Raw genomic sequence first — 14714 nt, 5'->3', positions numbered from 1 at the left:
CTCCGGGAGTTCGTGGATTTTGCCAATGTATTTCACTAACTTTCAAGTTACACTAACTCGATTTGCCGGCATAGCAAGATTATGTTATATTAAGTTTATCTTAGAGAAATGAGAGAAAGTAATGGCTGGAATTGAAAAAGTGATTTTCATGAATATGTGTATGGTCTATGATAAAGAAGGTAATGTGGTGGCGCTGGACAAGGTGGGGAAGAATTATTCGGGAACGACATTTCCCGGAGGGCATGTGGAGCCGGGTGAGACTTTCAAAGAATCGGTGATCAGAGAAATCTATGAGGAGACCGGACTGACGATCCAAAATCCCAGACTGACCGGCATTTATCACTGGATGACAGGGGATATAAGGAATGTGGGATTTTTATATAAAACGTCGGAATATGAAGGAAAATTGATCTCATCCGAGGAGGGAAAGGTCTACTGGATCTCCGGAGAACAGTTTTTGAAGAAGCCGCTGGCGCCCGGTATGGAGCAGGTGTGGCAGATGATGCATGATGAGAATGCACAGGAATGTTTGCAGACATTGACGGAAGAAGGCATTGTATCAAAGATCCAGTAGGATATTTCGGAGGCAGGAGGCCCGTGAAAACGGAAAGCATCACAAAGGAAACCCGGTAGGAGGAAAATAAAATGATCAACAAATTACATATGGCAATGATCGAACTTTACCATGGAGATGCAAAGCGCATTCAGCATTTTTGCAAGGTACACAGCTATGCGAAGCTGATTGCGGAAATGGAGAATGTGGATGCTGAGACCTTATTTATTTTGGAGACGGCAGCACTGACTCATGATATCGGCATCCATCTGTGTGAAGAAAAATACGGAAACTGTAACGGAAAATTACAGGAAAAAGAAGGCCCGGCCATTGCTGAAAAGCTGCTGTCAGATCTTGGTTTTTCCGGAGAAGTTTCTGAGCGGGTACAGTATCTGATTGCCCATCATCATACCTACAACAATATAGACGGCATTGATTATCAGATTCTGGTGGAAGCGGATTTCCTTGTAAACATGTGTGAGGACGAACTGTCTGAAGAAGCCTTGCAGAACGCATATCGGAATATTTTCCGGACGGAAACTGGGAAAAAGATCTGCAGAGAGATGTATGATATAGCATGACTTTTTTGCGAATGAAAAGATCGCCGGAGAGCTTGACATGACGAAAGGAGCATTATACCGCCATTACAAGAGTAAAAGAGATATTTTTGACTGCATTGTAGAGTGGATGGAGCAGGGAGACAGCGAGCAGGCTGCGAGTATGACATGCCGGAAGATGATAAAGAGAATATGCCGGATCAGTACAAGACAGTGTCTTTGGAGGAATTTGTCGAATATAGCAAGTCTATGTTTGCATACTGGACGGAGGATGATTTCGCATCCGTGATCAGCAGCATGGCACAGGAATGGATAGAAAGGCGATGATCCGGAAGTGCTTATTTACAAAAAGAGATGATGATACAATAAAAAAACAATTGAAAAATAAGAAAACAGCTTGCAAAACAAATGGTACAGTGCTACTATAACCACGAAAAAAACAAGTTGGAGGTGAATTTCATGGACAGTTGCGATGGTTATGGGCGAAGTAGAAAACACGGTGCTTTTTCCTGCGAGCAGGGTACAGCTGTCTGTGGAAAGTGACGGCCGTATTTTGATTTGTTGTGCATAGAGATTTATGCAGAGGAAGCATCGTGTGATGCTTCTTTTGTTTTGCCCTTTACGTTGCATTGAAGAATGAAAACGAGAAAGGAGACTTAGACTATGAACAAGAAATATTCCGAACTGGCAGAATTATTCCGTAGCGAGAAAACGGATGAGGAAATCCTGGATTTCCTGTTGAATTTCCATAAGAACGATATCGCCGATATGCTGGCGGGGATGACAGAGGAAGAACGGAAACGTCTGTATCATCTGTTGGGAGCGCAGAAGACCGCGGATGTTTTCAAATATATTGAGGATCCCCGGAAATATATCAAAGAACTGACCGTGGAGAGCGCCGCAAGAGTGATCTCCGAAATGGATTCCGATGACGCCGTTGACCTGTTGGAGAATCTGGACCCGGAGGAGAAGGAACAGATCGTCCGGATGCTGGACGAGGACGCAAAAAAAGATGTAAAGATGCTGCTGTCCTATGATGAGGAAGAGATCGGCAGCTGCATGACAACGAATTACATCTGCATCCCGGAAGAGCTGACCATCAAACAGGCTATGAGCGAGCTGGTGAAGCAGGCAGGAGAAAACGACAATATCATGACCATCTATGTGGTAGATGAAAAGGGTGTTTTCGCCGGAGCCATCGATCTGAAGGATCTGATCCGGGCAAGGGAAAATGCGCATCTGGAAGATCTGGTGTTGAAATCTTATCCTTATGTGACCGATCATGAGAAGATCGATGATTGTATGGACAGGATCCTGGATTATGCGGAGGACTCGATTCCCGTATTGTCAGAAGATAAGAAAATCCTCGGTGTCATCACATCCGAAGACCTGATCGAAATGGTAGACAATGAGATGGGCGAGGACTATGCAAAGTTAGCAGGTCTGACCGCAGAAGAGGATCTGAAGGAGCCCACGCTTCAAAGCATGAAAAAGCGACTGCCCTGGCTGATCATCCTGTTGTTCTTGGGCATGGGAGTGTCGTCGGTGGTAGGTTTATTCGAAAATGTGGTGGCGGTATTGCCTGTCGTGATCTGCTTCCAGTCACTGGTACTGGATATGGCGGGAAATGTGGGAACCCAGTCCCTGGCAGTGACGATCCGTGTGTTGATGGATGAAAATTTGACGGGAAAACAGAAGTTTCAGCTGGTAGTCAAGGAAGTTAAGACCGGTTCCTTAAACGGAGCACTGCTGGGCATTATGGCATTACTTTGTCTCGGTGTCTATGTGCATCTGTTCAAAGGATATACCTGGATGGGAGCCTTCGGCATCTCCGGCTGTGTGGGAGTATCCCTGCTGGTGGCAATGGCAATCTCCAGCGCTGTGGGTACTGTGATCCCCATGTTTTTCCATAAGATAAAGGTAGACCCCGCAGTGGCATCCGGTCCCCTGATCACCACAGTAAACGATCTGGTGGCGGTAGTGACCTATTATGGTCTGGCGTGGCTGCTTCTGATCCGGTAGAATGCAATAGAAGGGTTAAGGAAGTAAGGGTTTTACCAGATGAATCTGAAGAAATCCAAATAAGGAGAGATCATGGCTGAGATATTATTGGGTTCCCATGTGGGAATGTCGGGAAAAGAAATGTTTTTAGGCTCTGTGAAGGAGGCGGAAAGCTACGGTGCCAACGTGCTGATGGTCTACACCGGGGCACCCCAGAACACTAGACGCAAGGAAATCGGAGAGCTGAGAATTGATGAGGGGATTTCCTATGCCGAAAAAGCAGGTATCCGGGAAATCGTCATTCATGCTCCCTATATTATTAATTTAGGCAACATGGAGAAGCCGGAAATGTTTGATTTCGGCGTGGAATTTCTGGCAAAAGAAGTAAAGCGTGCCGCAGCCTTTCACAGTAAGGTACTGGTACTGCATCCGGGTTCTTCCTTAAGTGCTGGTGTGGAAGCTTCTGTGGAGCAGATCGCAAAGGGGTTAAATCTGGTGCTTGACGCAGATGACAGCAAGGTCAATATTGCTCTGGAGACCATGGCGGGCAAGGGCAGTGAGGTTGGCAGAACTTTTGAAGAATTGCGGATGATTTATGATAAAGTGGATCGAAAAGACAGACTGCGGGTATGTTTCGATACCTGCCATGTGAACGATGCCGGATATGATCTGGTGAATGATTACGAAGGTGTGCTTGCGCAGTTTGACAAGATTCTGGGATTGGACCAGATCGCAGTGATCCATGTGAACGACAGCCTGAATCCCTTAGGAGCCCACAAGGACCGTCATGCCAATATCGGACAGGGTACCATCGGTTATGAGACCCTGCACCGCATCGTCCATGACGAGCGGTTTGCCGCCGTGCCCAAAATCTTGGAGACACCATGGCTGTGTGCGGAGGGCGAAGACAAGAAGACCATTCCACCTTACAAGCAGGAGATTGCATGGCTGAAAGCCTCAAAACAGATGGATAAGAGGACAGACGATTGAAAAAAAGAATCATTGCAGCAGTAGCAGTATTTGGACTTTTGGGCGGAATATTATATTTTGCATATGCACAGACAGCGGCGCAGAACAATGTGAAGCATTTCACAGCTTTTTTTGCTGTGGAGGGAGAATCTATTGACCAGAATAATGATATAAAAAAAGAAATCGCACGCCTGACAGGTGCGGATTGTGAAGAACTATGGCTGGTGGGACAGTCCAAGGAAAGTGCCTTGAACAGTTATATTGTGAGTGGGGAATATCCGGATTTTATTTCCGGAGATACCAGTCTTTATGAGGCAGGGGCATTACTTCCTTTAGATGAATACTGGGAGAATTATCCCAATATCAAAAATTATCTGACGGAAGAACAGTGGGAGAGATTCCGCAGACCGGACGGTCATATCTATTGGATCCCACAGTTTGGTGTGACCCATGGCGAAGATGTGGAGGTGACCCACTCAGGTGAAGCCTTCTGGATCCAGACCAGAGTGCTGAAATGGGCGGGGTATCCGGAGATTCATACTGTGGATGAATATTTTGATCTCATCGAGCGCTATGTGGCAGCGAACCCGGTAATGGAGGATGGAACACCGAACATTCCGTTTACGATTTTGTGTGATGACTGGCGGTATTTTTGTCTGGAAAATATTCCGCAGTTTCTGGATGGTTATCCAAATGACGGAAGCTGTATTGTGGATCCGGATACATTACAGGTTTACGATTATAACACCACAGATACTGCCAAATGGTACTTTAAAAAGCTGAATGAGGAATATCACAAAGATATTCTCGGTGCAGAAGTATTTACAGAGACCTATGAGGATTATCTGGCAAAATTATCCACGGGTGCGGTCTGCGGTATGCCGGATCAGTGGTGGCAGTTCTACTATTCGATTCAGAATGCCTATGATGAACAGGGCCTTAGAGAACAGGGCTGCGATTATGTTCCACTTCCGATTACCAGAGAGGAAGGAATCGCCAACCAATGGCATGTAACACGCTCCGCAGAGATGGATAGCTCTACAGGCTTATCCATTACGGTATCCTGCAATGACATTGACGGAGCTTTGCAGTTTGTCAGTGACCTGTTAGAGCCGGAGATTATTAAACTGCGTTTCTGGGGAAAAGAGGGAGATGATTACTGCGTGGATGAAAACGGATTGTTTTATCTGACAGAGGAGCAGGAGAAGCGTTGGATGACTTCGGAAGAAAAGAGAAAACACTTTTGTTTTTATTCTTATTTTCCACGAGTAGAAGGAAGGCTTTCCGATGGAATCAATGCGTTTTCACTGGAATATCAGACAACGGAATTTTATAAAAATCAACCGGAGGATATTCAGGAATGTTTTTCTGCTTACGGAGTGACAAATTATGTGGATATGATCGGCAACAATGAGGCTCCCGGGGCATGGTATCCCATGTACAGTTATACCACATCCCTGTCGTCTAATTCTCCTGCGGGACAGATCCGAGATCAGATGGAAGCGGTGAAACACAAATGGCTTCCCCAGGTGATCATGGCAGAAGATTTTGAGACTGCGTGGGAGCAATATATGGAAGCATATGATTCCTGTAATCCTGAGATTTATTATCAGATGTTGCAGCTTGAGGTGGAAAAAAGAGTAAAAGGATAAGTTTTTCACAAAAAAGTATAAAAAACAAATAGAAAAATACTTCCCAATTCCTTTAAACTAAAGAAAAGGATTGGGGGTATTTTTTTATGAACGAGAAGAGAAACGGAGCTTTGGACAGATATCCAATAGAAAAAAAGAGAGCAGGAAGACCATCTGTTACAGTGAAAGAAGACGGCGCAGTCATTTTTTATCTGTATGCACCGGCAGCAAAAATAGTACAGGTTGCCGGACTTGGGGGATATTTTACAAATAAGAAAATAAATCTGATGCCCGATGGGCAGGGCGGATTTTTTGCGGAAGTTCAAGATTTTCACTGGGGGATGCATTATTATTTCTGGTATGTGGACGGTGTCCGGATCTGCAATCCGTACGCCGGAATTTCTTATGGGTGTTTTGCTGCGATCAATACTTTTGAGGTGCAGGAGAAGAATGTGGATTTCTATTTTGCAAAGGATATTCCTCATGGTACGGTCAGCATCTGTAAATACGCTTCGAAGGTGAGCAGCCACCTGAAGGAATGTTATGTCTATACACCTTATGGATATGAAGAAGGAGATGAAAGATATCCGGTATTGTACCTGCAGCATGGCGTAGGAGAGAACGAGACCGGATGGATCTGGCAGGGGAAGACGAACTTTATCATGGACTATCTGATCGCAGAGGGAAAGTGCGAGAAAATGATCGTGGTCATGAGCAGTGGCTATGCCTTCAAAGATGGAGAAAAACCTGTATTTTACCCTGGAAATTTTGAGAGTGAACTGATTCACAACATTATTCCTTATATTGAAAATAATTTCCGGGTGAGAAAGGGAAGAGATTACCGGGCGATGGCGGGACTTTCCCTGGGATCGGCGCAGACTACGGATATTGTGGCAAAAAATATGAAGTTATTTTCTGCTGCCGGTGTATTTTCCGGAGTTGCTATTCATGAGATGGAACGGATCTGCGACAGCAAGGAAACATTGGATGTCGTATTTATGTCCTGTGGATGCTATGAGGATCAGATCAGAACGGGAATGAAGCAGATAGAACAAAAGTTTGAAAATGCAGGAAAGTATTGCATTTCCAAAGTATATGAGGGATATCACGAATGGCATGTCTGGAGGAAAAGTCTGTATGATTTTGTACCGTTATTGTTCCGGAAAGCGGGGGCAGAAACGGATGACATTCCGGGGGAAAGAACAGCCAGAATCACAAGACAGAGACTACAGCGACAGACCATGGAAGAACAGATACTGATGTTTGATCCGGTATACCGCCAAATCCGCTTTGAGACTGATGAAGCAGGGAGGCCTGCAGGAAAATACCCGGACATCCCTCACGGAATCTGCATTACGGAACAGGGAACGGCAGTCGTATGCTTCGAGGCACCGGAGGCAGTCTCGGTAGAAGCCACCCTGGACGGAAAAGAATTCCTAAAACTCAGGAAAGATCAGGAAAGACAAGGATATTGGACAGGGGAAATCCACAACATCACGCCGGGATACCATAATGTGTATTTCAGGGCGAATGGTACGGATGTAATCAACCCGGATGCTCCGGTGGGATACTCGGGAGACAGGGCTGTGAACTATCTGGAAATGCCGGATCCGGAGTTCCCGCTGACAGAACTGGCGGATACAGTGCACGGTCAGGTGCATATACATTATGATTATCTTGCGGAGGAAGAGAAAGTAAGTACGATCTATGTATATACACCGGCATATTTTGAAAGAGCGGAAAAAGAGCAGAGCGTAATGATCTTAAAAGCACTTTCCACAGAAACTGCGTCCTGTTTCCTGCACCAGGGGAAAATACCGAACATTATGGAGTATTTTCTGGCAGCAGGAAAAGCCGTAGAGACTATATTGGTGATGACCGATGCCGAAGAGACACCGGAACGGATGCAAAACATTATAAAGAAATATATTCCGGATGGACAAAAAGCAAAAGCAATTGTCATGGAACGAAGCGACGGAGAAGATTGGAATTCCTTCCGGAGACGATTTGCAGCCTGCCGGATATAAAATTATTACCTGCATTTCCTATATTTTCCCGGGTGTTTGTGCAAGGAGAGCCGGACTATAATAGAACTGATAAAAGTTCGGGAGGGATAGAAATGACAGGATCGGCAGCACCGAAGGATCCGGAAAAGGCAAGACCTTTTTTCTATATATTAAAAGACAAAGATATTTTTGGAGAACGGCAAAAGGACGGAACCGGAATCCAGTTTATCTATGAAAGCGACGGACGGCTGATCAACAGTGCACAGATCACGGGAAATGTTACGGATAAGGAAGAACTGACACTTCTGGAGACAGTAGAGGGATTTGGCAGACTGGTACATAGTATCGGCGTAAGCGTGGAGACGGACCGGCCGGAAGAAACCGCAGAATTTGTATTTCAGATGTATGGGAAAAAGGACCTGTACGGAGGTGGAACGAATCTTACGACTTCTCTTAAGTGTGACGGCATGGAACATAGAATCTATCTGTCGGATTACAGGTGGACAGAGGATGATCATGTGCCGGGACAGATTAAAATTCTGTTTGCAGCGCCGGAGCGGATGGGAAAAGTCAGTGTAAGACTCTTCCTAAATGACGGATACGAAGCACCTCCGGAGGAAGAGGATCTGTTTATAGATATGCATTCGGAAGAATACTGCGGCATGATCAGCCGCTCTCTGTTGCAGCTGGGGAATCCTTATCGTATCCGTAAGGCTATTGAAAAATCTAAGGCAGGAAAAGAGGTAACGCTTGCCTATATCGGTGGATCTATCACGCAGGGAGCCGGAGCTATACCAATCCATACGGAATGCTATGCATATAAGTCCTTTCAACTGTTTCAGAATCGTTTTTCGACACAGAACAATGTCAGGTTTATCAAAGCCGGAGTCGGCGGAACACCTTCAGAACTGGGAATGATCCGGTTTGACCGGGATGTGCTCAGGGAAGGGGAACGACCGGATATTGTGGTTATTGAATTTGCAGTAAACGATGAGGGAGATGAGACAAAGGGTGTCTGTTATGAAAGCCTGGTGCGGAAAGTGTTGAAACTGCCATGGAAGCCGGCAGTGGTTCTCCTGTTTTCGGTATTTGCAAATGATTGGAATTTACAGGAGCGGTTAAGGCCGGTGGGGGATCTTTATGATCTTCCCATGGTGAGCATCCTCAATGCGGTCACTCCACAGTTTTCATTAAAGTGCGGCGAGGGAAGAATTTTATCTAAAAATCAGTTTTTTTATGATATGTTTCATCCCAATAATACCGGACATACCATTATGGCGGACTGCCTGCAATATCTGTTTGAGCGTTGTGATGCAGCAGAACCTGCAAGAGTTGGGACTTTTGTGGAAGGAATGACGGAGGAACAGATCCTGTCGGAAAAGCTTTTCGGACCGGCAGTGATCGGTGCTGATTTTGAAAGAATTTTTTTGCTTGATAAGAAGAACCGTTATGTAGGTGCCAAAATCCGGACGGGTAGTTTTACTTCCACAGATATAGAATTGCAGAGTGTGGAAATGGACGGAAGCCTTACACAGACACCGGAATTTCCGTATAACTGGATGTATGATGGAAGCAGACCGCAGATGCCGGGATTTGAAATGGAGATTACCTGCAAGTCACTGTTTCTTATATTTAAGGATTCCGGAGAAATGGATGTGGGGAAGGCCGATGTATTTGTAAATGATGTATATTGTATGACGGCGGATCCCCATAAGAACAATTGGCTGCATTGTAATGCTGTATTACTGTTTTGGGAGACAGAAAGCAGATCCCATAAAGTACGGATTACAGTGACAGAGGAAGACCAGAATAAAAAATTTACAATCTTAGGATTTGGATACACAATATAGAACAGAGTGAGGAAAACAAAATGGTTACAGCAAAGAATCCAATTTTATCCGGTTTCTATCCGGATCCATCCATATGCAGGGCAGGAGAGGACTATTACATTGTGAATTCCAGTTTTGTGTATGCACCGGGAGTTCCAATTTTCCACAGCAGAGATCTGGCGCACTGGGAGCAGATCGGGAATATTCTTGACAGACCGGAACAACTTCCGGTGAAGGGAAGTGAAATATCACAGGGGATTTATGCACCAACGATCCGCTTCCATGATGGATTGTTTTACATGATCACTACCAATGTAAGCTACGGAGGCAATTTCATTGTAACGGCAAAAGATCCAGCAGGACCGTGGTCGGATCCTTATTATCTCGGCGAAGATGCTCCGGGGATCGATCCCAGTCTTTTCTTCGATGATGACGGGAAATGCTATTACTGTGGTACACGACCGAATCCGGAAGGAGTCCGCTATAACGGAGACTGGGAAATCTGGGTGCAGGAACTGGATCTTCGGCAGATGAAGCTTGTGGGAGAAAGCATGGCAATCTGGAAAGGGGCTGTAAAAGGAGTTATCTGGCCGGAGGGACCGCACCTTTATAAGATCGACGGTTACTATTATCTGATGCATGCAGAAGGAGGAACCGGACCGGAGCACAGCATCAGCATTGCAAGAAGTAAAAAGCTGTTCCAGTGGTTCGAGGGCTGCCCCAGAAACCCGATCTTCACCCACAGGAATCTGGGGAAAAACTATCCTGTGATCTACGCAGGACACGGAGATCTGGTGGAGGATGGTAAGGGGAACTGGTACGTGGTAATGCTGGCATCCAGACCTTGTGAAGGACACAGCAGCATGGGAAGAGAGACTTTTCTGGCGAAAGTCACATGGGAAAATGGATGGCCGGTGATTGCAGAAGGCGTCGGGCATCTGGAAGATACATTGGAACTGCCCACAAAGGAATACCGTTTTCCAGAGGAAGTAAGCAGTACTTCCGATCATATCAGTTTCTGGGAGAAAAAACCGGACAAACGGCTGGTAAGTGTAGAAGAAATCTGTGAAGAAAACTATTCGCTGAGTCACCGTCCGGGGATGCTGCGGCTCTATACAAAAAAGGAAAAAATATCTGACTGCAATCATTGTTCCTATTTCGGAATCCGTCAGAAAAATTATGCATTCTATGCAGAGACTGGGATGGAATTTGAACCGAAGCAGGAATGTGAGACAGCGGGAATGGTGTTGTACCAGAATCATGAAAATCATCTGCGCATGGAGATCCGGAAAAGGGCTGACGAGAATTATTTTGTTGTGACAGCCTGTATCCATGGGGAAGAGAGAATCCTTACCGAAAAGCCGGTAGGAGAAGGTAGACAATTCTTTAAAATACGAATGCATTGCGACAGGCAGAAGGCACGGATATGGCTTTTTCGGGATGGCAGGGAGATGCTGATTGCTGAGGATATCAGTCTGCTTCCTTATACCACGGAGGAAGCAGGGGGATTTGTGGGATGTACGATAGGAATGTACGCATCTGCCAATGGACAGGACAGCAGTAACTATGCTGATTTTGCCTGGTTTGTGCAGAATGCCGTATAAAAATGTATTGCGGGCAGATCGTAGATGTCCTATAATAAAGAAGAGCAGGCTACAGAAACGTCTGCTCTTTTTCACATAAATGAGGAGAGGATCTTATGGGGAAGGCATTACATAAGCTGGGTCTTTGGATGGATGATTTCACCATCAAAAAAAAGTTTTATATTTTCTATGTTGTCTGTGTGTTGATTCCCCTGATTGTAACAGACAGTGTTGTGTTCCTGACGACTGCAAAATTTGACAGAGAGCGCAGGGAGCATGAGATGTCTAATATTGCCAGTGCGGTGGAATACAGTCTGAGCAGTATGATCGGAAATGCCGGGGAGATAGGCAACAGTATTTATACCAATCGCGATTTTGAAGAGTTCTTATCCAAAAGATACACTAATTCTGCAGAATATGTGGCGGCATATCAGAATTTCCTGAGCGGGACGTTATTGGAAAATGCACTGGGAATGAACAGTATGATATTTACCCTGTATACGGATAACGATACCATTGTAAACGGAGGAAGGGTCAATACTCTGGATAAGCTTAGGAATACAGAGAGTTATCTGCGGCTGAATGAAGAAGCGAAAAGCAAAGGGCTCTTTTTTGTCTATGATGACAGCAGTTCCAAAATCACAAGGGAACGGCGCATCATTTATCTACAGCGGCTGGATTTCTATGATGCAGAGACAGAAAAGTATTTAAAAATCGAGTTTGATTATGGCAGTATGGTGCGCACCATTAAAAACATGAACTATGATAATGAGGTTCTGATCTGTGAAGGAGATCGGATCCTTCTTTCCAATGGACAATACGGCAGCTACGGCAGTGAGTTTCAGCGGCTGGATAACGCAACAATGAGAGAAGCCTATGAACATACCATCAGTCTGTATGGTACGGAACTTACGATTTATGTAAAGCCGGTAGAGAACAGTTTTCTTACAAGCATCCGGAACGAACTTCCCATCATATTGCTGCTCCTTGCGGTGAATGTTATTTTTCCCTTCTGGTTCGTTCAGATATTCAACCGTTCCTTTACAAAAAGGATTACAGAACTGAGCAAGGTATTTAAATCAGTGGACAGTGATCATCTTATTCCAATGCCCTGTGAAGAAGGTAAAGATGAGATCAGCAGTATGATACGCAATTATAATCGCATGGTGGAACGTACCAATGGACTGATCGAGACTGTATATAAGAATAAAATCCATGAGCAGGAGATGCTGGTGGGAAGAAAAAATGCGGAGCTTCTCGCATTACACAGCCAGATCAATCCCCACTTTTTATTTAATGTACTGGAAAGCATCCGGATGCACAGCATTTTGAAAAAAGAAAACGAGACAGCCGACATGGTGGCCAAACTGGCGGTGATGCAGAGACAGTATGTGGAATGGGGCAATGATTCCGTGAGTATCTTCCAGGAGATTGAATTTGTGAAAGCTTATCTGGCGCTTCAGAAGTATCGTTTTGGAGAACGGCTGAATTATGACATTGAAGTAGACAGAGAATGTGAAAACTTCAAGATACCCAAGCTTACGATTGTAACCTTTGTGGAAAATGCCTGTGTGCATGGAATCGAAAGCAAATCCAGTCCGGGATGGATATTTGTAAGGATAGGCCGTCAGGGAGAACGGCTGGAGATAGAAATTGAAGATACCGGAAGCGGTATGGCGGAGGCCAAACTTACAGAGCTACAGAACAACATGTGCAATGCCGACATTGAGATGCTCAAGGGCGGCGGAAGAGTAGGGATTATTAACGCCTGTGTCAGATTGAAAATGGTAACGGAAAACAGAGTGGAATTCTGTGTAGAAGGAGAAGAAGGAGTGGGAACCACGGTTACGATACGGATTCCCTGTTTGCAGGAGGGTAAAACAGATGCTGAAAGTATTGCTGGTAGATGACGAGCCGTTTATTTTACAGGGATTGAAACTTTTAGTAGATTGGGAGAAGGAAGGCTTTCGGATTGCGGGAACAGCAGCAAATGGGATGGAAGCACTGGCTTTTTTGAAGAAGGAAAAGGTAGATTTGGTTATTGCCGATATTAAAATGCCTCAGATGACAGGACTGGAACTGCTGGAACACATCCGTAAAGAGAAAATTTCAGATGCATATTTTGTTATACTGAGCGGATATGCGGAATTTAGTTTTGCACAACAGGCAATGCAGAATGACTGCACGGATTATCTGCTAAAGCCGGTAGACAGCGAGATTCTGTGCAAAGTACTGAATAAGGTACTTGCTCTGCGCAACAGAGAGGAGCTGGATCATGAAAAGAACCGGAAGCTGGAGCAGGCTTATCTGGCAAGACATATGATTGCATTGATCCAAGGGAAGTTTGATGACCTGAATGTCAGATATATACATGAACACATGCGATGTGGAACCGGTGTGCGTTATGTGGAGATCCAGACGGAAGGATCCTATGATGATGAGGGAACGACAGATCGAGAAATGCGGACATTACAGAGGCGGCTGTATGAATACAGCAGGGAATATCTGAAAGAAGATGCAGATCTGAGTGTGTTTGATGTTTCTGTCAATGAAAAAATCTACGATATCGGACTGATTTTGTTTGATTATGTTCCGGAAAAAAGTGGGATGGATGTAAAACGGTATCTGGAACGATTCCGGGAATATCTTGCATCAAATTTACAGACAAATGTGGTGATGCTGGCAGGAAAAAAAGTGCAGGATATCAGCAGCATAGCAAAGTCTTACGGCAATACCTGTATGCTTCGTTCTTTTCAGGGGTTTCGGACAAAGAAGGATATCTATTTCTATGAGGAGGAGGTCCAGGTATCTCCGGAAGGACTGATCCTGTGTAAGCAGAGCCTGGATGGCCTGCTGAAGGCAATCGAACAGAACAATCATCTGGAAATCCGGGAGGCGGTGGCTTTCTTTTATGAAGAAATGTGTAAACGCGGTATTTGCGGGGAGACGATGACCCTGAATATTAATTATCTGTTGTTTCAGCTGATCCACTTAGCCTGTGAACAGGATGATGACGTGAACCAGGAGGAAATCTTAAGGGTCATCAGTGAGAGCAGCTTTGAGACCGGGGTAAAGCGCGGAAGTAAGGCACATCTGACCAGATTTGCCTGCGAATATGCGGATTATCTGTCACAGCTGCGGAAGAATGTATCCAGAGGAATTCTGGGTATGGTGGAAAAAGAGATCCGGGAAAATTACGCTTCAAATATTACACTGAAAAGCCTGAGTGAGAAATATTATGTCAACAGTGCTTATCTGGGTCAGCTTTTCCGGAAAAAGTACGGACAATCCTTTAAAGACTACCTGAACAATTACCGGATGGAGCAGGCTGCGGATGCCTTGTTGCGTACCGATAAAAAGATCGTTCAGATCGCAGAAGATGTGGGCTACCATGATCTGGATTATTTTACGAACCGTTTTATTCAGATCAAGGGCTGCACTCCCGCAAGATTCCGTAAAAAGATGCAACAGGGAGAGTAAGAGAATAAAAGACAGGGGAAATTACAGGACTACCTATAATTTCCCCTGTCTTTTGCTATAGTTCCTCTGATTGTTAGTTCCTCTCAAAAAGGTAAAATAGATTTA

11 protein-coding genes are annotated in these 14714 nt (G+C 45.0%); all 11 read left to right on the top strand.

The genetic code is table 11. From position 1 onward, the window contains the following. The first annotated feature begins 121 nt into the window (after positions 1–121). The 11 genes from DW835_RS01115 to DW835_RS01065 all read left to right on the top strand — a co-directional run bounded on the left by DW835_RS01115 (position 122) and on the right by DW835_RS01065 (position 14609). Positions 122–574 carry an NUDIX domain-containing protein gene (locus DW835_RS01115; protein ID WP_118538078.1) on the top strand — a complete coding sequence of 151 codons (453 nt, stop codon included), beginning with the start codon at positions 122–124 and terminating at the stop codon, positions 572–574. Between the two features lie 71 nt (positions 575–645). Further along, positions 646–1134, top strand: coding sequence for an HD domain-containing protein (locus tag DW835_RS01110; RefSeq protein ID WP_118502838.1), 489 nt, complete (start codon positions 646–648; stop codon positions 1132–1134). 102 nt (positions 1135–1236) lie between these two features. Next, positions 1237–1437 carry a hypothetical protein gene (locus tag DW835_RS01105; protein WP_243036997.1) on the top strand — a complete coding sequence of 67 codons (201 nt, stop codon included), beginning with the start codon at positions 1237–1239 and terminating at the stop codon, positions 1435–1437. A 336-nt stretch (positions 1438–1773) separates the two neighbouring features. Next, on the top strand, positions 1774–3132 hold the full coding sequence (gene mgtE / locus DW835_RS01100) for a magnesium transporter (protein ID WP_118730499.1): 1359 nt from the start codon (positions 1774–1776) through the stop codon (positions 3130–3132). Positions 3133–3204: 72 nt separating this feature from the next. Beyond that, the gene (locus tag DW835_RS01095; RefSeq protein ID WP_118730498.1) at positions 3205–4101 is read left to right on the top strand and encodes a deoxyribonuclease IV; all 897 of its coding nucleotides are present in this window, start codon (positions 3205–3207) and stop codon (positions 4099–4101) included. After that, entirely contained in the window at positions 4098–5732 is a 1635-nt protein-coding gene (locus DW835_RS01090) for a sugar ABC transporter substrate-binding protein (RefSeq protein ID WP_118537153.1), read from the top strand. Before DW835_RS01095 ends, DW835_RS01090 begins: the two co-directional genes overlap by 4 nt. A gap of 86 nt (positions 5733–5818) precedes the next feature. Next, the gene (locus tag DW835_RS01085) at positions 5819–7738 is read left to right on the top strand and encodes an alpha/beta hydrolase-fold protein (RefSeq protein WP_118730497.1); all 1920 of its coding nucleotides are present in this window, start codon (positions 5819–5821) and stop codon (positions 7736–7738) included. Positions 7739–7830: 92 nt separating this feature from the next. After that, positions 7831–9567 (top strand): SGNH/GDSL hydrolase family protein, encoded by a 1737-nt coding sequence (locus DW835_RS01080; RefSeq protein ID WP_022313626.1) that lies wholly within the window; start codon positions 7831–7833, stop codon positions 9565–9567. A 20-nt stretch (positions 9568–9587) separates the two neighbouring features. Next, positions 9588–11150: a glycoside hydrolase family 43 protein gene (locus DW835_RS01075; RefSeq protein WP_022313627.1), complete on the top strand. Its 1563-nt coding sequence runs from the start codon at positions 9588–9590 to the stop codon at positions 11148–11150. Positions 11151–11245: 95 nt separating this feature from the next. Next, positions 11246–13039 (top strand): sensor histidine kinase, encoded by a 1794-nt coding sequence (locus DW835_RS01070; protein ID WP_118537155.1) that lies wholly within the window; start codon positions 11246–11248, stop codon positions 13037–13039. Continuing rightward, complete coding sequence (locus DW835_RS01065; RefSeq protein ID WP_117465085.1) at positions 13014–14609, top strand: response regulator; 1596 nt, start codon at positions 13014–13016, stop codon at positions 14607–14609. Before DW835_RS01070 ends, DW835_RS01065 begins: the two co-directional genes overlap by 26 nt. Positions 14610–14714 lie beyond the last annotated feature (105 nt).

This window comes from Clostridium sp. AM34-9AC, from assembly GCF_003480225.1.
Lineage (GTDB): Bacteria > Bacillota > Clostridia > Lachnospirales > Lachnospiraceae > Acetatifactor > Acetatifactor acetigignens.
This window is presented reverse-complemented; position numbering and strand designations above follow the sequence as displayed.

Excerpts from the sequence above, each read along its gene's own strand:
- DW835_RS01095 (WP_118730498.1), top strand. The coding sequence starts at position 3,205 with ATGGCTGAGATATTATTGGGTTCCCATGTGGGAATGTCGGGAAAAGAA.
- DW835_RS01080 (WP_022313626.1), top strand. The coding sequence starts at position 7,831 with ATGACAGGATCGGCAGCACCGAAGGATCCGGAAAAGGCAAGACCTTTT.
- mgtE (WP_118730499.1), top strand. The coding sequence starts at position 1,774 with ATGAACAAGAAATATTCCGAACTGGCAGAATTATTCCGTAGCGAGAAA.
- DW835_RS01075 (WP_022313627.1), top strand. The coding sequence starts at position 9,588 with ATGGTTACAGCAAAGAATCCAATTTTATCCGGTTTCTATCCGGATCCA.
- DW835_RS01085 (WP_118730497.1), top strand. The coding sequence starts at position 5,819 with ATGAACGAGAAGAGAAACGGAGCTTTGGACAGATATCCAATAGAAAAA.
- DW835_RS01110 (WP_118502838.1), top strand. The coding sequence starts at position 646 with ATGATCAACAAATTACATATGGCAATGATCGAACTTTACCATGGAGAT.
- DW835_RS01070 (WP_118537155.1), top strand. The coding sequence starts at position 11,246 with ATGGGGAAGGCATTACATAAGCTGGGTCTTTGGATGGATGATTTCACC.
- DW835_RS01115 (WP_118538078.1), top strand. The coding sequence starts at position 122 with ATGGCTGGAATTGAAAAAGTGATTTTCATGAATATGTGTATGGTCTAT.
- DW835_RS01065 (WP_117465085.1), top strand. The coding sequence starts at position 13,014 with ATGCTGAAAGTATTGCTGGTAGATGACGAGCCGTTTATTTTACAGGGA.